At 73.6% G+C, this 15673-nt stretch carries 15 protein-coding genes; 10 read left to right on the top strand and 5 right to left on the bottom strand.

Going from position 1 to position 15673, the window contains the following annotated elements; genetic code table 11:
* Positions 1 to 38: 38 nt before the first annotated feature.
* Complete coding sequence (locus ABZT87_RS18435; RefSeq protein WP_355136844.1) at positions 39 to 737, top strand: SDR family oxidoreductase; 699 nt, start codon at positions 39 to 41, stop codon at positions 735 to 737.
* A gap of 63 nt (positions 738 to 800) precedes the next feature.
* On the opposite strand, the gene ABZT87_RS18430 is transcribed toward ABZT87_RS18435, so the two are convergent.
* On the bottom strand, positions 801 to 2558 hold the full coding sequence (locus tag ABZT87_RS18430; RefSeq protein ID WP_355136843.1) for a M28 family peptidase: 1758 nt from the start codon (positions 2556 to 2558) through the stop codon (positions 801 to 803).
* 206 nt (positions 2559 to 2764) lie between these two features.
* Here ABZT87_RS18430 and ABZT87_RS18425 point away from each other — a divergent pair, with 206 nt between their 5' ends.
* Both ABZT87_RS18425 and ABZT87_RS18420 read left to right on the top strand, forming a co-directional pair.
* Positions 2765 to 5437, top strand: coding sequence for an ATP-binding protein (locus ABZT87_RS18425; protein ID WP_355136841.1), 2673 nt, complete (start codon positions 2765 to 2767; stop codon positions 5435 to 5437).
* Positions 5347 to 5676, top strand: coding sequence for an ATP-binding protein (locus tag ABZT87_RS18420; RefSeq protein WP_355136839.1), 330 nt, complete (start codon positions 5347 to 5349; stop codon positions 5674 to 5676). Before ABZT87_RS18425 ends, ABZT87_RS18420 begins: the two co-directional genes overlap by 91 nt.
* A gap of 15 nt (positions 5677 to 5691) precedes the next feature.
* Here ABZT87_RS18420 and ABZT87_RS18415 read toward each other — a convergent pair whose 3' ends face one another.
* Together ABZT87_RS18415 and ABZT87_RS18410 are read right to left on the bottom strand one after the other, a co-directional pair.
* A complete protein-coding gene (locus ABZT87_RS18415; protein ID WP_355136837.1) occupies positions 5692 to 6456 on the bottom strand; it encodes a hypothetical protein in 765 nt (254 codons plus the stop codon).
* Positions 6453 to 6953 carry a SigE family RNA polymerase sigma factor gene (locus tag ABZT87_RS18410; RefSeq protein WP_355136835.1) on the bottom strand — a complete coding sequence of 167 codons (501 nt, stop codon included), beginning with the start codon at positions 6951 to 6953 and terminating at the stop codon, positions 6453 to 6455. Before ABZT87_RS18410 ends, ABZT87_RS18415 begins: the two co-directional genes overlap by 4 nt.
* Positions 6954 to 7093: 140 nt before the next feature.
* Between ABZT87_RS18410 and ABZT87_RS18405 the strand changes: the two genes are divergently transcribed.
* On the top strand, positions 7094 to 7945 hold the full coding sequence (locus ABZT87_RS18405) for a DUF3152 domain-containing protein (protein WP_355136833.1): 852 nt from the start codon (positions 7094 to 7096) through the stop codon (positions 7943 to 7945).
* Positions 7946 to 7969: 24 nt separating this feature from the next.
* Here ABZT87_RS18405 and ABZT87_RS18400 read toward each other — a convergent pair whose 3' ends face one another.
* Entirely contained in the window at positions 7970 to 8626 is a 657-nt protein-coding gene (locus ABZT87_RS18400) for a hypothetical protein (RefSeq protein ID WP_355136831.1), read from the bottom strand.
* Between the two features lie 277 nt (positions 8627 to 8903).
* On the opposite strand from ABZT87_RS18400, the gene ABZT87_RS18395 reads away from it, so the two are divergent.
* Positions 8904 to 9467, top strand: a complete 564-nt coding sequence (locus ABZT87_RS18395) for a hypothetical protein (RefSeq protein WP_355136829.1) — start codon at positions 8904 to 8906, stop codon at positions 9465 to 9467.
* Positions 9468 to 9574: 107 nt separating this feature from the next.
* Here the strand turns inward: ABZT87_RS18395 and ABZT87_RS18390 are convergent, their stop codons facing one another.
* On the bottom strand, positions 9575 to 9922 hold the full coding sequence (locus tag ABZT87_RS18390) for an L-rhamnose mutarotase (RefSeq protein WP_355136827.1): 348 nt from the start codon (positions 9920 to 9922) through the stop codon (positions 9575 to 9577).
* Positions 9923 to 10163: 241 nt separating this feature from the next.
* Here ABZT87_RS18390 and ABZT87_RS18385 point away from each other — a divergent pair, with 241 nt between their 5' ends.
* From ABZT87_RS18385 to ABZT87_RS18365, 5 genes are all read left to right on the top strand, one after another.
* Positions 10164 to 10844, top strand: coding sequence for a response regulator transcription factor (locus ABZT87_RS18385; protein ID WP_355136825.1), 681 nt, complete (start codon positions 10164 to 10166; stop codon positions 10842 to 10844).
* A 13-nt stretch (positions 10845 to 10857) separates the two neighbouring features.
* Complete coding sequence (locus ABZT87_RS18380) at positions 10858 to 12327, top strand: HAMP domain-containing sensor histidine kinase (RefSeq protein WP_355136823.1); 1470 nt, start codon at positions 10858 to 10860, stop codon at positions 12325 to 12327.
* The gene (locus ABZT87_RS18375) at positions 12324 to 13289 is read left to right on the top strand and encodes a Gmad2 immunoglobulin-like domain-containing protein (protein WP_355136821.1); all 966 of its coding nucleotides are present in this window, start codon (positions 12324 to 12326) and stop codon (positions 13287 to 13289) included. Before ABZT87_RS18380 ends, ABZT87_RS18375 begins: the two co-directional genes overlap by 4 nt.
* A gap of 157 nt (positions 13290 to 13446) precedes the next feature.
* Entirely contained in the window at positions 13447 to 14058 is a 612-nt protein-coding gene (locus ABZT87_RS18370; RefSeq protein ID WP_354863097.1) for a TetR/AcrR family transcriptional regulator, read from the top strand.
* A gap of 33 nt (positions 14059 to 14091) precedes the next feature.
* A complete protein-coding gene (locus ABZT87_RS18365; RefSeq protein ID WP_354863099.1) occupies positions 14092 to 15585 on the top strand; it encodes an MFS transporter in 1494 nt (497 codons plus the stop codon).
* The last annotated feature ends 88 nt before the right edge of the window (positions 15586 to 15673 follow it).

The raw sequence follows: 15673 nt of genomic DNA, 5'->3' as shown, positions 1-15673 counted from the left end.
CGCGCCATCTCGGCCAGCCACGAACCTGGAGCACCCCCATGAAGATCGCTGGAAGCACCGCCCTCGTCACCGGCGCCAACCGGGGCTTCGGCCGACACCTCGCCGCCGAACTCGTCGCCCGGGGCGCGACGGTCTACGCGGGCGCCCGCAACCCCGACTCCGTCGACCTGCCCGGCGTGACGCCGGTCCGGCTGGACATCACCGACCCCGATTCGGTGACCGCCGCCGCGAAGCTGGCCGGCGACGTGAACCTGCTGATCAACAACGCCGGCATCGACACCGGAACCGACCTCCTCGACGGCGACCTCACGCTCGTCCGCCTGGAGCTGGAGACCCACTACCTCGGCACCCTGTCGGTGGTCCGGGCGTTCACGCCGGTCATCACCGGCAACGGCGGCGGGACGATCCTCAACGTGCTCTCCGTGCTGTCCTGGGTCAACTTCCCCAACGCCGGGGCGTACGGCGCCGCGAAGTCGGCCGAGTGGGCGATGACCAACGCCCTGCGCGTGCAGCTCGCCGAGCGGGGCGTCCGGGTCGCCGGCCTGCACGTCGGCTACATGGACACCGAGATGACCGCCGGGGTCACCGCCCCGAAGTCCGACCCGGCGGCGATCGCCCGGATCGGCATCGACGGCATCGAGGCCGACGCGTACGAGATCGTCACCGACGAGATCAGCCGGCAGGTGCAGGCCGGGCTCGCCGGCGGGGTCGCCGCGCTCTACCCGCAGCTCCCCTGACCCAGGACGCGACGGGCCGCCGCCGGATCATCCCGGCGGCGGCCCCCTTCGACGGGTACGCCCTCAGCTGGCCTGCAACGTCACGTCGTCGATCACGAAGCTGGTCTGCAGCGACGAGTCCTCGGTGCCGGTGAACTTCAGGGTCACCGTCTGCCCGGCGAACCCGGCCACGTTGAACGTGCGCTGTACGTAGCCGCTGGCGGCGTTCAGGTTCGAGTACGTCGCCAGCGTGGTCGAGCCCACCTGCACGGTCAGCTTGTCGTACGCCGTGGAGGTGGTGGTCTCGGCGGTGTCGACGTGCAGCCAGAACGACAGCGTGTAGCTGGCGCAACCGGCCGGCACGGTCACCGACTGGGACAGGGTGTCGGTGTGAGCGCTGCCGTACCCGTCGAGCCACGCCTTGTACGACCCGGTCCGGGCCGGCTGGCTGCTGGAGTTGGTGATCACGCCGGAGGACGCGGTCCACGGCGTGCTGCCGCTCTCGAAGCCACCGTTGCCGATCACCTGCCCGCCGGCGCAGCCGCCGGTGCCGGTCACCGTGAGGGTGAGGCTGGCCGTCCGGGTCACCGACCCGGTGCCGGTGACCGTGACGGTGACGGTGCCCGTGGCGGCGCTGGCCGACGCGGTCAGGGTCAGCGTGGCCGACCCGCCGGAGGTCACCGACGACGGGCTGAAGGAGACGCTCACCCCGCTGGGCGCCCCGGACGCGGTGAGGCTGACCGTCTGCGCGGAGCCGGCGGTGGTCGCGGTGCCGACCGTGGCGGTGGCGCTGGCGCCCCGGGCGACGGTGAGCGCGGTCGGGCTGACCGAGATCGAGAAGTCGTTGGTCGGGGTGCCGCCGCCCACGGCGAGCTGCCACAGCGCGTACGCGACGCCGTCCGCGGCCCGGTTCAGCACCGTGGCGCTGACGTTGGCGGTGGTGTCGCAGGAACGGTGGTAGCACGAGTCGTAGGCGGCGTTGGCCGTGCCGCCCCACTTGGCCGCCTGGGTGCTCGTCTTACGGGCGCTCGCGCCCGCGGCGTAGCCGGAGGTGGGGATGCCGGCCTGCTGGAAGTAGTAGTCGTCGGAGCGGCCCTGACCCTCGACGTTCTCCTCCGGTTGCAGCCCCAGCGAGTCCCAGTACGCCTTCAGCGGCGCCGCCGTCGTGGAGGTGACCCGGTTGATGAAGTAGCCACCGTTGGTCGAGCCGACCATGTCGAAGTTGTAGTAGCCCTTGATGTAGCCGCGCTGGGTGGCGCTGAGCGAGTTCACGTAGAACCGGGAGCCGTTCAGGCCCTGCTCCTCGTCGGTCCACCAGGCGAACCGGACCTTCTGCGTCATGGTCGGGTTCTGCGCGGCGAGGACCAGCGCGTTCTCCAGCAGGGTGGCGGAGCCGGAGCCGTTGTCGTTGATGCCCGGGCCGGCCGAGACGCTGTCAAGGTGGGCGCCGAACATCACCACCTGGTCGGCCGGGCCGCCGGGCCACTCGGCGATGAGGTTGTTCGAAGGGTACGTGCAGCTGGAGCAGGTCTGCTCGCTGACGGTGTAGCCGGCGGCCTGGAGCTTGCTCTTCACGTAGCTGACCGAGGCGGTGTAGCCGGCCGAGCCGGCCCGCCGGTTGCCGCCGTTGCTGCTGGCGATGGAGTTGAGCTGGGACAGGTGCGCCTGGACGTTGGTGACGGAGATGTCCGGCGCCGCCAGGACGGCGGCGGACGCGGCGATCGGCCGGGCCGCTGTCGTCAGGGCGGAGGGTGACGCGGTCACCGGCTGGGCGGCCAGCGTCACCGTCATCCCGGTGAACACGGTGAGCGCGATTCCCGCGCTCAGCGTTCTGCCTCTCATGGGGGCTCCTCGGGGGTTGGAGAGATAACCGAGACACTTACAGAGATCTATGTCGTCGGCATCGGACGTTCGTCCCGAACCCCCACCGGTTCGACGATGGGTACCGACGTCGGCACAGGTGAGTAGAGGTGCCAGGATGGGTAGGTAACGCCAGCAGGGGTCGTCGGGCCCGGAACGGGGGGCTTAGCGATGAGGCCGGGTCGAGCGTGACACGACCCCGCACCGACCTGTTCGACGACGGCGGTGACACCGGACGGCTGATGGCCGAGCTGAACTGGGCCGACACCCCGCTGGGCGCGGTGTCGAGCTGGCCGCAGAGCCTCCGTGCGGCCGTACGGGTGGTGCTCTCCTCCCGTTACCCCATGCTCCTGCTCTGGGGCGACCGCCTCTCCCAGCTCTACAACGACGCGTACTCCGCCCTGATCGGCGACAAGCACCCCGCCGCGCTCGGCGATGACGTGCGGGTGACCCTGGCCGAGGGCTGGGACGTCCTCGCGCCCCTGATCCAGCAGGCCATGGCGACCGGGGTGGCCAGTTGGGTGCCCGCTCTGCAACTCCTGCTGGAGCGCGCCGGCTACCGCGAGGAGGCGTACTTCAGCGTCTCGCACGCCCCCGCCCGCGACGACGACGGCCGCACCGTCGGCGTGCTGACGGTGTGCAGCGAAGTCACCGAGCAGGTCGTCGGCGAACGGCGACTGCGACTGCTGCGCGACCTGAGCCTGCGCGGCGACGGGCGCACCGTCGACGTCGAGGCCACCTGCGCCCGGCTGATCGACGCGATCGGCGACCACCCACTGGACGTGCCGTTCGCCGCGATCTACCTGCGCGACGGCGCGGTGCTGCGCCGGACGGCCTGCGCGGGCGGTGACGCGGGTCACCCCACGGTGGCCGGGGCGCTGCCGGACGTCGTCGACCTGGCCGACCCGAGCCCGGCGGCCCGCGCCTGGGCGCTCCCGGACGCCGCGCAGGGTCGGCCCACCGACGTGACGGGCGTCGCGGATCGACTGCCCCTGCCCGCCGGCCCGTGGGGCGATGCCACTCGCACCGCGCTGGCACTGCCGCTGCCCTCGGCCGCCGAGGACCAGCCGCTCGGCGTCCTGCTGGCCGGCGTCAGCCCCAACCGGAAGCTGGACGAGGCGTACCGCTCCTTCTACCAACTGCTGACCCAACAGGTCTCCATTGCGGTACGCAACGCGAAGGAGTACGAGCAGGAGCGGCGCCGGGCCGAGACGCTGGCCGAGCTGGACCGGGTGAAGACCACCTTCTTCACCAACGTCAGCCACGAGTTCCGTACGCCGCTGACCCTCATGCTCGGGCCCCTCGCCGACGCGCTCGCCGACACCGCCGCGCCGCTGGCACCCGGGCAGCGGGAGCGGGTGGAGACCGCCTGGCGCAACGCCACCCGGCTGTTGACCCTGGTCAACAGTCTGCTCACCTTCTCCAGCCTGGAGGCCGGCCGGGCTCGCAGCGACGCCCGTGAGGTCGACCTCGCCGCGCTCACCGCGGAGCTGGCAAGCGTCTTCCGGGCCGCCGTGGAACGGGCCGGCCTGACTCTGGAGGTCGACTGCCCGCCGCTGCCCCGGCCGGTCACCGTCGACCCGGTCAACTGGGAACGCATCGTCACCAATCTGCTGTCCAACGCCCTGAAGTACACGTTCATCGGCCGCATCCGGATCGCCGTGGACGCCGACCACGACGAGGTACGCCTCACCGTCGCCGACACCGGAATCGGGATCGCCGACGCGGACCTGCCGAAGCTCTTCGAGCGCTTCCACCGGGTGCAGGGCACGCGCTCGCGCAGCCACGAGGGCACCGGCATCGGCCTGGCCCTGGTTCACGAGCTGACCCGGCTGGAGGGCGGCGAGGTCCGGGTGACCAGCCAGGTGGGTGCCGGCACCGCCTTCACCGTGGCCCTGCCGTGGTCGGCGGCGCGGCGCGCGGTGACGACCGGGCCGGCACTCAACGGGCGGGGCGACATGGCCCGCGCCGCCGTTTCAGAGGCAGTGGGCTGGCTGACCGACCCGGCCGGCAGCATCGCCGAGCCCGTCGCGGCGCCCGGCCCGGCCGCCGACGAGTTGGCCGGCGCCCGGATCCTGGTGGCCGACGACAACAGCGACATGCGCGCGTACCTGAGTCGGCTGCTCGCCGGTCAGGGCTGGCGGGTGCGGTCGGTCACCGACGGTCGGCAGGCCCTCGACGCGATCCACCGGGAGCCGCCGGACCTCGTGCTCACCGACGTGATGATGCCGGTGCTGGACGGCTTCGACCTGGTACGCCGACTGCGCGCCGACCCGGCGACCCGGGCGCTGCCGGTGCTGGTGCTCTCCGCCCGGGCCGGCGAGGAGGCCAGCGTGGTGGGCCTGAGCCTCGGCGCCGACGACTACCTGGTGAAGCCGTTCGCCGCCGCGGAGCTGATCGCCCGCGTCCGGGCCGCCATCCGCCGCGCCCGCACCGACCCGTCCGGCGACGACGCCACCGCGCGGACCGCCGACGACAGCCTGAGCGCGGTCGACGCCCCGAGGTCGACGCGACCCGCCGGGGCCACCGCCGTCGCGCCCGCTCCGCCGGTGGCGGAGCCCGCCGAGAGCGCACCCGCCGAACCGGCCTACGACGAACCGGCCAACGCCGAACCAGCCGGCGGGGAATCGGCCGGCGGGGAACCGGCCAACGCCGAACCAGCCCACGGAGAACCGGCCGGCGGGTCCGTGGTCGGCACGGCCGACGACGGGCTCGGCGACATCCTGGCCGCGGAGTGGACGTACCCGTCCGTGCCCACCTCGGCGGCCGCATGCGCCAGGACGTCCGGCTGGCGTTGGACGAGCTGGACGTCCACACGGACGTGTTGCAGGATCTGCTGCTCGCCGCGTCCGAGGCGATGAACAACGCCGTCGAGCACGCACAACGACCCAGCCGCCCCGAGGTGCGGGTCCGGCTCCAGGTGGGTGCCGACCGGGTCCGGATCTCGGTACGCGACTTCGGCACCTGGCGAGACCGTCGGCCGGCCATGGACCGGGGCCGGGGCGCACTGTTGATGAACGCCTACGGCGACGTACGACTGGTCTCCACCGGCGAGGGGACGACGGTGACCATCGAGCGCCGGCTGACCGACCCGGCCTGAGTCACCGCCAGCGCCTCAGAGCCGACGGCCCCCGCGGTCACGGGCGACGATGCCGTCCAGGCGCTCCCCCGGCGTGAGCGTGGCCGGGTCGAACCAGAAGATCACCACCTGCTTGTCGATGCTCCAGCGAGCCACCCGGGCATCGACCTGCCGACCGCCCACCGTGCCGATGATCCGCTCGGCGGGGCCGACGAAGTAGCCGAAGGTGGGCACCGGCACGGCCGACGAGCGCTCGTCGTAGCCGATCTGGTGGAACCCGGGGCTGCGGTCGGCGCCCTCGACGTCGTTGACCAGGATGTCCGTGCTCAACGTGCCGTCGGGGGCGCGACGACCGGCGGCCAACCCGATGGTCACCTTGGGCTCGCCGGGCACCGACACCGCGACGACGTAGTAGACCCGCCAGTCGGCGCCGTGCCGCACCCCCGTGTCGATCAGCTTGCCCAGGGGTTTCGGACCTGGCACCCCGGGGGCCACCGTCTGCGGTGGTGTGGGCTCCCCCGACGCCGACGCCGCGGCCGATGCCGTGGCAGCGGCCGAGGGCGGAGCGACGGCGACCGGCGGTGCGGGACCGGTCGGCGCCGGACCGGTCGGCCCGGGCCCGCCGACCGCCACCACGGTGACAGCGACCAGCCCCGCCACGACCGTCGCCGCCGCGCCCCCGGCGACCCGCCGACGGATCCGCAGCCGCCGTCCCGCACGCATGACGGTGGCCAGATCGAGCGTGGCGTCGGGGCGCTCGGTCGCCCGCATGGCGTGGCGGAGCCGGTCCAGCTCGCTCATCGGCGGGCCTCCTCGTCGGCCGTGCGCGGCGCGGCCGTGCGCAGCTTCTCCAGGGCTCGCGAGCTGGTGCTCTTGACGGTGCCTACGGATACGGCGAGTTCCCGGGCCACCTGCGCCTCCGGCAGGTCGAAGTAGTAGCGCAGCACGACGATGGCCCGCTCCCGAGGGCTGAGCGCGCCGAGGATGGTGACCAACCAGCGCCGGGTGGCCACGTCGTCGGCCACGTCGCCACGCCGCTGTTCCGGCACCTCCTCGGTGGGGTACTCCCGCATCGGCCGCCGCCACCGATCCACCAGGTGGTTGACGAGGGTGCGACGGGCGTACCCGTAGGCGTCGTCGTCGTGGATTCGCGACCACGACGCGTAGGTGCGCACCAGCGCGGTCTGCGCGGCGTCCTCGGCCTGGTGGTGGTCGCCGATCATCAGGAACGCGGCGTGCACCAGTCGCGCGGACGCCGCCCGCGCGAACTCGACGAACTCCGCGTCACCCCGCGCCACCGCGAACCCTCCCCCGTGCCACACCCTTTCAGACGGGCGAGGCTCCGCGAAGGTTGAGTCCCCGCGACGTCAACCTTTTGCCGGGCTCACCCGTCTTCTCTCCCGCGTCGCCGCGGATCGGCACGCGAGGGGAGAGAGACATGTCGACGAAGGCTACCCGCCGGGGGTATCTGCCCCCAGTGGCGTTGCTGCTGGTCGTAGCGCTGCTCACCGGGTGTGGCCTGCCCGCCGCCGGGAAGGGACCGGCCGGTGGCGCCGCGAGCGGACCGGACCCCGCCGGCCTGCCCTCGGCGGGACCGGTCGCGACGGGACGTCCGGCGGGAGTGGCCGGGAGCAGCGGTGTCGCGCCGGCGGCGCCCACGGTCGTGCCGGTCAGCTATCCCGCCACCGGCAGCAACCGCTGGTCGGTGGCCGCGGCCGAGACGACGGGTGGCGGCGGGAGCACCGGCGGGTTGCTGCGCTACCGGGTCGCCGTGGAGCGCGACATCCGGGGCCTGCGGGTGGGCGACATTGCCACGGCGATCTCCGCGACGTTGAACGACCCTCGCGGGTGGACGGCGGACGGGACATGGCGGCTGCGCCGGGTCGGCGCGAACGAACCCACCGACTTCACGATCTACCTGGCGACCCCGGGCACCCGCGACACCCTCTGCCAGGACGTGCCGGACGGCTACACGTCGTGCCGCAACGGCGCCCGGGTGGTCCTCAACGTGGCGCGCTGGGTCACGGGGGTGCCGGACTACGGCGCGAGCCTGGCCACCTATCGGCAGTACATGGTCAACCACGAGGTGGGGCACAAACTCGGGTTCGGTCACGAGCGGTGCCCGGGGCGGGGCCGGCCGGCGCCGGTGATGCAGCAGCAGACGTTGGGCCTGCACGGGTGCCGCGCCGGGGCCTGGCCGTACCCGAACGGCACGACCCGCTACCGCGGGCCGATCGGAGCGTACGACGACGAGATCCCACGGCGCGAGGGCGCCTACGCGGCGCACTGACCCCGACGACCGGGAGGCCGTCCGTCAGGTGCGGCGGCGGCGTTCCTGCTCGAGCCGCTCGTCCAGCCGACCCAGCTCGTAGATGGCGTTGAGGCTGGTCGGCAGGCGGCGGACATTGTCCGGCCCGGGGTCGCGATCCGGCCCCGGGCCGGGTTCTGGCGCGGGAGCGGGATCCGGCGCGGGAGCGGCGGAGAAGTCGGAAGCGCGGCGACGCAGGAGCAGCAGTGCCAGCACCGCCAGGACGGCCGCGACCAGCAGGTAGGACACCGGCGGCCAGCCACCGCGGGCGGGGTTGGCGAGCGCCGGCGGGACCTCGGGCGCCGGGGTGTGGACGGTGCGCACGGGCACGGCGACATCGTGGGCGTCGGCGCCGGAGCCTCCGGCCGGGCGGCCGGGGGCGGCCGGAGCTCGGACACCGGCCGACGACCCGGCGGGCGCGGCGGTCGCACCGGGCGCGGTCGGGCTGGGCTGGCCGGTCGCTGGTGGCCGGGTCGGCGCGGACGTCGCGGTGGGGTTGACGCTCGGCGTCGGCGTCGCACTCGGCGCACCTTGGCCGCCGAGCAGATCGTCGACGACCCGGCCGACGCCACCGAGGATGTCGCCGACCGGGCCCGAGGTGGCCGACGGGGACGGCGCGGGCGCGAGGGCGAGGGTCAGCGCGAGGACGACGACGGTAGGCACGGGTCCACCTCGAATGTGTCGACTGCCAGGCACAGTACCGCGTTGTGGGACGGCGTGGGTGACACCGCCACGTCGGGTCGGGGCCTTTCCCGACCTCGGGTCGGAGCAGGGGCACGCACTCCCCCGCGGTCGGCTGGCGACCGCCGGCCGCCGGCCACTGTTACCCAGCGGTTACACCGCGGCGAAGCTCGCGTGCCGCAGGCGGGCGACCGTGACGGCAGAGGGTCACCGGCAACGCTGCCGCGACGTGACCCCGGCATCGAGCGGAGAGATCACCATGAGGATCAGGAGCACACTTACCGCGTTGGCGGTCGTCCTCGCCGGTCTGGTCGCCAGCGCGGGCAGCAGCACCGCGGCGGGCACCACGACCGGGTCGGCGTCCTGCGGGATCGCCTGGGGCAGCGCGGACAAGTCGGCCGGCACGCTGAGCGACGCCCCCCTGGTCGCCGTACGGACCGGGCAGCACGACTGCTACGACCGGGTGGTCTTCGAGTTCGCCGGCCCGGTCGACGGTTACGCGGTCGGCTACGGCGAGACGTGGACCGAGGGCGAGGGGCTGGCGCTGTCGCCGTACACCGCCGGGGGCGCGCTGCTGCGGGTCTCGCTGCGGGCCCCGGCGTACGACGCCGAACACCAGGGCACCGTGCCCTACGCGGTCGGCGAGCACGTCGCGAACCTGCTGCGCTGTTCAACGCTGCGCGACGTCGTCTTCGGCGGCAGTTTCGAGGGCTACAGCACCTTCGCGGTCGGCGTACGGGCTCGGTTGCCGTTCCGCACGTTCACGCTCGCCGGCCCCGGCACACACAGCCGTATCGTGCTGGACGTCGCCCACCAGTGGTGAGTGGAGCCGCAGTGGGGCGATCCGCTTGGCCGCCCGCCCGCCCGTCGAGGCGGACGGCCAAGCGGGCATCGTGCGCAGCCACCAACGCGACACCCGACCACGGGCAGCTAGCTCGCCGGGGTCTGCTCGGCTGCCTCTCCAGCCGCCTCGTCGGCCAGGTGCCAGACCTCCCGCATCGGGGCCCACCAGTCCCCCGATCCGGGTTCGGCGAGCGACTCCTGGCACGGGTCGGTCAGCTTCCACCACTCTTGAGTCTGCGGGTCGGCGGCGATGTACCGCAGGTCGGCCTCGTAGTCGTCACCGACGTACTCGTAGTAGCCGAAGAGCAGGTCGTCGTGGAGAAAGATGGTGTAGTTGCGGAAGTTCGCCTCGCGCAGCGTCTTCTCGACGCTCGGCCAGACCTCGGCGTGTAGGCGCAGGTAGGTCTCCCGGTGCTCCGGGCGAAGCCGGATCACGCAGCCATGACGTTGCACGTCGTGTCCTCTCAGGTGAAATGGTCACGCGGGTGGCGACGGCCCGGAGCAGGTTGGCCATCGACGGCCATCGCGTTGGCGACCCGATGGTAGCCGTAGCCAAGATCGAGGATCACCCGCCGGAGGTCGGGCGACCGTTCCCGTGCCCCGGACCCGACCGGGCCGCCGACACCGACCGTTTCGCCAGGGCTGCGCAGCGTCGCGGCGGGTCTACCCTCAGGTGGTGGAGGGCCGCGTGCTGGTGGTCGAGGACGACGCCTCCATCCGGGAGGTCACCGCCCTCGGTCTGCGTCGCGCCGGCTTCCGGGTCGACACCGCCGTCGACGGGCGGCAGGCGCTCATGACCTGGCGAGCGCACCCGGTCGACGCGATCGTGCTCGACGTCATGCTGCCCGGCCTGGACGGTCTGGAGGTCTGCCGGGAGATCCGGCGCACGAGCCAGGTGCCGATCCTCATGCTGACCGCCCGCACCGACACGCTCGACGTGGTGGTCGGCCTCGAATGCGGCGCCGACGACTACCTGCGCAAACCCTTCGACCTGCCCGAGCTGGTGGCGCGGGTCCGCTCGGTGCTGCGACGGGCGAACGCGCCGGCCGGGTCGCACACCATCGCCGTCGGCGACTTGGAGATCGATCCGGGCGGCTTCGTGGTACGCCGCGACGGCCGAGAGGTGACCCTGACCGCCACCGAGTTCCGTCTGCTGCTGGAACTGGCCCGACGCCCCGGCCAGGTCTTCACCCGGGAACTGCTGCTGGACCTGGTCTGGGACCACCGTTTCCTGGGCGACTCGCGGCTCGTCGACGTGGCGGTGCAGCGGCTGCGCGCCAAGGTCGAGGACGACCCGGCGCACCCACGGCGCATCCGCACGGTGCGCGGCGCCGGCTACAAACTGTCCACGCTCTGACGGGAGGTCGGCGATGGCCGGACGAGCGGTGGCGCCGGGCCGCCTGCGGCGCCGGCTGACGATCGCGTTCGTGCTGGTCGCCGGCGTGTCCGCCGGCCTGCTCGCCGGTGGGGCGGGAGTGCTGCTGCGACAGTCCTGGTTGGACGCCTCGCTGCACCAGGCCGCCGCCGACGCGCGCTACCAGCTCCTGCTCGCCGGTGAGTTCCTGCCCCTGACCGAGCAGCGCGGCACCGAACTGCTCGCCAGCTTCGAGGGCAGCGGCCGGCACGTCGTCCTCGTCGACGGCCCGACCCGCCCCTCCCACCCCGCGTACGCCCCCGCCCTGGGCACGCGACTGCGGGCCTCGGTCGCCGACGGGCAGCTCGCCTACCAGCGCTCGGCGCCGGGCCAGCGACCCCGACTGCTGGTGGTCGGCGGACGCATCCCCGGCTCGACCGCGGAGCTGTACGTGATCACCGTGGAGGACGACATCGCCGCCGACCTGGGTCAGGTGCGCACCGCGCTGCTGGCCGGCTGGGTGCTCGTCGTGCTGGTCGCCGCCGGGGTGGGCCACCTCCTCGCCCGCCGCACCCTGGAGCCGGTGGGTCGGGCCAGCCGCGCCGCCCGCGCGCTCACCGAAGGGCTGCTCGCCACCCGCCTGCCGGTACGCGGGCGCGACGAGTTCAGCGTCTGGGCGGCGTCGTTCAACGAGATGGCCGAGGCGCTGGAGTCGAAGATCGCCGCCCTGTCGGCCGCGCAGGCCCGGGAGCGGCGGTTCACCGCCGATGTGGCGCACGAGCTGCGTACCCCGGTGACCGCCCTGGTGGCCGCGGCCTCGCTGCTGCGCGAGCAGCTGGACCGGCTGCCCGACGACGCCCGGCCGGCCGCCCGGCTGCTGGTGGGCGACGTGGTCCGGTTGCGCCGCCTGGTCGAGGACCTCATGGAGATCTCGCGGCTGGACGCAGGGCGGGAACGGCCGAACGTCGAGCCGGTGGACGCGCCGGCGCTGCTGCGCACGATCGTCGCGGCGCGCGGCTGGTCGGACCGCGTGCTGGTCACCGGCGACCCGGTCGCGCTGCGCACGGACCCGCGTCGCCTGGAGCGTGTCCTGGCCAACCTGGTCACCAACGCGGTCGAGCACGGCGGCGGCGAGATCCGGGCGACCGTGACCGGGGTGGGCGCGCTCGTCGTCTTCGAGGTCACCGACCAGGGGCCGGGCATTCCCGCCGAGCACCTGCCGCACGTGTTCGACCGGTTCCACAAGGTCGACGCCGCGCGTTCCGCGCCGGGCAGCGGGCTCGGCCTGGCCATCGCCCGGGAACACGCCGCCCTGCTCGGCGGGGTGCTGAGCGTCCGCAGCGCGCCGGGTGCCGGCGCCCGGTTCCGTCTGGAGCTGCCCGCGCACGGCCCGGACGGGCCGCCCGGCGGCGTGCCACGCCCGGCGGGGCACCTCGACGAGGACGCCGAGGCGGCGCCCGCCGGCCCGACGGGCGGTGACGGATGAGCCGCCGCGGCGCGGTCCGAGCAAGCCGGCGCGGCGCGGTCAGCGTGCGCCGGCGCGGCGGGTGGCGCGCGGTCGGCGTGCCGGTGCTCGTCGCCGCGCTCCTGCTCGGCGCGTGCGGCACGCCGCGCTCCGGCGTCCTGGGCGCGGCGCCCACCGCGCCGCCGCACAGCACCCCGCCCGCCGGAGGCCCGACCTCCGCGCCCACCCCGCCGTCCGGGCCACCACCGTCGCCGGTGGCCACCCGCACCGCGCCGCGTCCGCCGGCACCGACAGCCACCGCCACGCGCCGGCCGGAACCGGTGACGATCGAGCTGTGGTACGTGCGAAACGGCCTGCTCGTCCCCACCCGGCGCACCCGGCCGGCCACCCTCACGACGTCCCGGCTCGCGCTGACCGAACTGGCCGCCGGGCCAACGCCGGCCGAGGCCGCCACCGGGATGGTCACCCTGCTGCCGGCCGGTGTCGAGGTCACCCGGATCACCGACGGCGTGGCGACGCTCGGTCCCGTTCCGTCCGGCAACGACCCGGCGGAGCGTCGGCGGCTGCGCGAGGCGCAGGTGGTGTGGACGCTCACCCAGTTCCCCACCGTCCGGCAGGTCCGCTTCCCCGGCGGGGCACCGGTCGGCCGGGCCGACTATCCGGACCTGCTCGCGCCGATCGTGGTGACCGCCCCGAGCGTCGGTGAGCGGGTCACCGCCCCGCTCACCGTCACCGGCACCGCCGACGTGTTCGAGGCCACGGTGAGCATCCGGGTGCTGGACGCCGCCGGCCGGGAGGTGGCCACCGGCTTCGGCACCGCCAGTTGCGGCAGTGGTTGCCGGGGCGCCTACCGGCTGGTGGTCGGTTGGCGCACGGCCCGGGAGCAGCGCGGCACGATCGAGGTGTACGAGGTGTCCGCGCGCGACGGCGCCCGGATCAACACCGTGGTCGTGCCGGTGATCCTCGCGCCCACCGGGAGCTGACCACGGGGTTCATCCGCCCGACGTGGGACAGAAACGTAACCGTTTCGTCCGCCGGGTGCGACGCACCTCATAAAAGCCTGCAGGAACGGCCAGCAACGAACTAGGGTCAGTACGACATCGTTTCGCGGGGGGTCTTCGGGTGTTGGATGGTCAGCAGGTGAGCGCGGGCGTCGGGGTGCCGGCCGCCCGGGCCGCGCGCTGCACGTCCAGCGACCTGTTCACCGTGGTGATCGACCTGCTGCGCGAGGTCGGCTACGACCGGATGACCATCGACGCCGTCGCCGCCCGCGCACACGTGAGCAAGGCCACCATCTACCGGCGGTGGGACGGCAAGGCCGAGCTGGTCGTCGCCGCCCTGCGCGACCGTCAGGTCGGCGTGCACAACCCGCCCGACACCGGCTCGCTGCGGGGCGACCTGATCGAGCTGCTGCGCGCCACCGCAGCCATCTGCGTCGCCGACTGCGACCTGATGCAGGCGCTGACCTTCGCCATGCGGACCAGCCCGGAGCTGGAACGCCTGGTACGCCACCAGGTGCTGCCCGCCGGGCGGGTGGCCAGCACGGCCATCCTCGTCCGCGCCGCCGCCCGCGGGGAGATCCCCCCGGACGCCGGTGAACGGGAGCTGTTCCACGACCTGGCGCCCGCGCTCACCCTGTCCCGCGTCGTCGCGCACGGCCTGCCCGCCGACGATGCGTTCCTCACCCAGGTCGTCGACCAGGTGCTGATCCCGGTGCTCCGCTACCAGCACGACCGCCCGTCCCAGGCCTGATCCCTCGACATCCGCACCACGGAAGGCTTCACCATGCCCGGAACCACCTCGACAGCCCCCGGCGCACCCGGCGCCGGGACGTCGACAGGCGCGCCGCACCCGCGGCGCTGGATCGCGCTGGCGGTCATCGCGGTCTCACAGCTGATGGTCGTCCTGGACGCCACGATCGTGAACATCGCGCTCCCGCAGGCCCAGGCGGACCTGGGGATCACCGACGCGAACCGGCAGTGGGTGATCACCGCCTACACGCTGGCCTTCGGCGGTCTGCTCCTGCTCGGCGGCCGGATCGCCGACTACTGGGGTCGCAAGCGCACGTTCATCGTCGGCATGGTCGGCTTCGCGCTGGCGTCCGCGCTGGGCGGTCTGGCCACCAGCGGCGAGATGCTGTTCGCCGCCCGCGCGTTGCAGGGCGCCTTCGGCGCGCTGCTCGCCCCGGCCGCGCTGGCGCTGCTCACGGTGCTGTTCACCGAGGCCACGGAGCGGGCCAAGGCGTTCGCCGTGTACGGCGCGATCGCCGGCGGTGGGTCCGCGGTCGGGCTGCTGCTCGGCGGCGTGCTGACCGAGTACGCCGACTGGCGCTGGTGCCTGCTGGTCAACATCCCGGTCGCCGCCGTCGCGATCGCCTTCGCGATCCCGCTGGTGCCGGAGAGCCGGGCGCACGGCAACACCCGCTACGACGTGCCCGGCGCGGTCGTCGTCACCGCCGGCCTGGTCTCCCTGGTGTACGGCTTCACCAAGGCCGCCGAGGACGGTTGGGACGCCACCGCGACGCTCGGCTTCATCGCCGCCGGTGTGGTGCTGCTGGCCGCCTTCGTGGTGATCGAGCTGCGCTCCAACCACCCGCTGCTGCCGCTGCGGATCATCCTGGACCGTAACCGGGGCGGGGCGTACCTCGCCTCCACGCTGATCGGCGCCGGTCTGTTCGGGGCGTTCCTCTTCCTCACCTTCTACTTCCAGGTGGTGTTGCAGTACAAGCCCCTCGAGGCGGGGCTCGCGTCGCTGCCGGTCACCGCGGGCGTGCTGATCGCGGCGGGTGGCGCCAGCCAGCTGATGCCGAAGGTGGGTGCCAAGCCGCTGATGGTCGGCGGCGCCGTGCTCGCCGCCGTGGCCATGCTGACGCTCACCCAGATCGACGTGGACACCTCGTTCCTCACCCTCCTGCTGCCCGCCCAGGTCATCCTCGGCATGGGCCTCGGCTTCACCTTCGTGCCGCTGTCCAGCCTCGCGCTGGTCGGGGTGCCGGAGCACGACGCCGGAGCGGCCAGCGCGACGCTGAACGCGACGCAGCAGATCGGCGGCTCGCTGGGCACCGCGCTGCTGAACACCTTCTACACCAGCGCGGTGGCCGCGTACCTGGTCGGCCGGGCGCCGAACCCGGTCACCCAGGTCGAGGCGCTCGTGCACGGCTACCGCGTGGCGTTCGCCTGGGGCGCGGCCCTGATCGTGCTCGCCGGGCTGGTCACCCTGGTCCTGGTGAAGGTGCGCAAGGAGGACATCCCCGCCGGCAACGCCGTGCACATGGGCTGAGCCGGACGACACGGCCGGCCGGGCCGCTCCCGATCGGAGCGGCCCGGCCGGCGCACCCGTCCGGTAGCGTCCCGACCATCGTCGAAGA

It is taken from the genome of Micromonospora sp. NPDC005237 (assembly GCF_040607775.1).
Taxonomy (GTDB): Bacteria; Actinomycetota; Actinomycetes; order Mycobacteriales; family Micromonosporaceae; genus Micromonospora.
Note: the sequence above shows the minus strand (reverse complement) of the source record. Positions and strands in the feature narration are given on the sequence as shown.

Excerpts from the sequence above, each read along its gene's own strand:
- ABZT87_RS18380 (WP_355136823.1), top strand. The coding sequence starts at position 10,858 with ATGGCCGGACGAGCGGTGGCGCCGGGCCGCCTGCGGCGCCGGCTGACG.
- ABZT87_RS18420 (WP_355136839.1), top strand. The coding sequence starts at position 5,347 with ATGCGCCAGGACGTCCGGCTGGCGTTGGACGAGCTGGACGTCCACACG.
- ABZT87_RS18405 (WP_355136833.1), top strand. The coding sequence starts at position 7,094 with ATGTCGACGAAGGCTACCCGCCGGGGGTATCTGCCCCCAGTGGCGTTG.
- ABZT87_RS18430 (WP_355136843.1), bottom strand. The coding sequence starts at position 2,558 with ATGAGAGGCAGAACGCTGAGCGCGGGAATCGCGCTCACCGTGTTCACC.
- ABZT87_RS18365 (WP_354863099.1), top strand. The coding sequence starts at position 14,092 with ATGCCCGGAACCACCTCGACAGCCCCCGGCGCACCCGGCGCCGGGACG.
- ABZT87_RS18395 (WP_355136829.1), top strand. The coding sequence starts at position 8,904 with ATGAGGATCAGGAGCACACTTACCGCGTTGGCGGTCGTCCTCGCCGGT.
- ABZT87_RS18375 (WP_355136821.1), top strand. The coding sequence starts at position 12,324 with ATGAGCCGCCGCGGCGCGGTCCGAGCAAGCCGGCGCGGCGCGGTCAGC.
- ABZT87_RS18435 (WP_355136844.1), top strand. The coding sequence starts at position 39 with ATGAAGATCGCTGGAAGCACCGCCCTCGTCACCGGCGCCAACCGGGGC.
- ABZT87_RS18415 (WP_355136837.1), bottom strand. The coding sequence starts at position 6,456 with ATGAGCGAGCTGGACCGGCTCCGCCACGCCATGCGGGCGACCGAGCGC.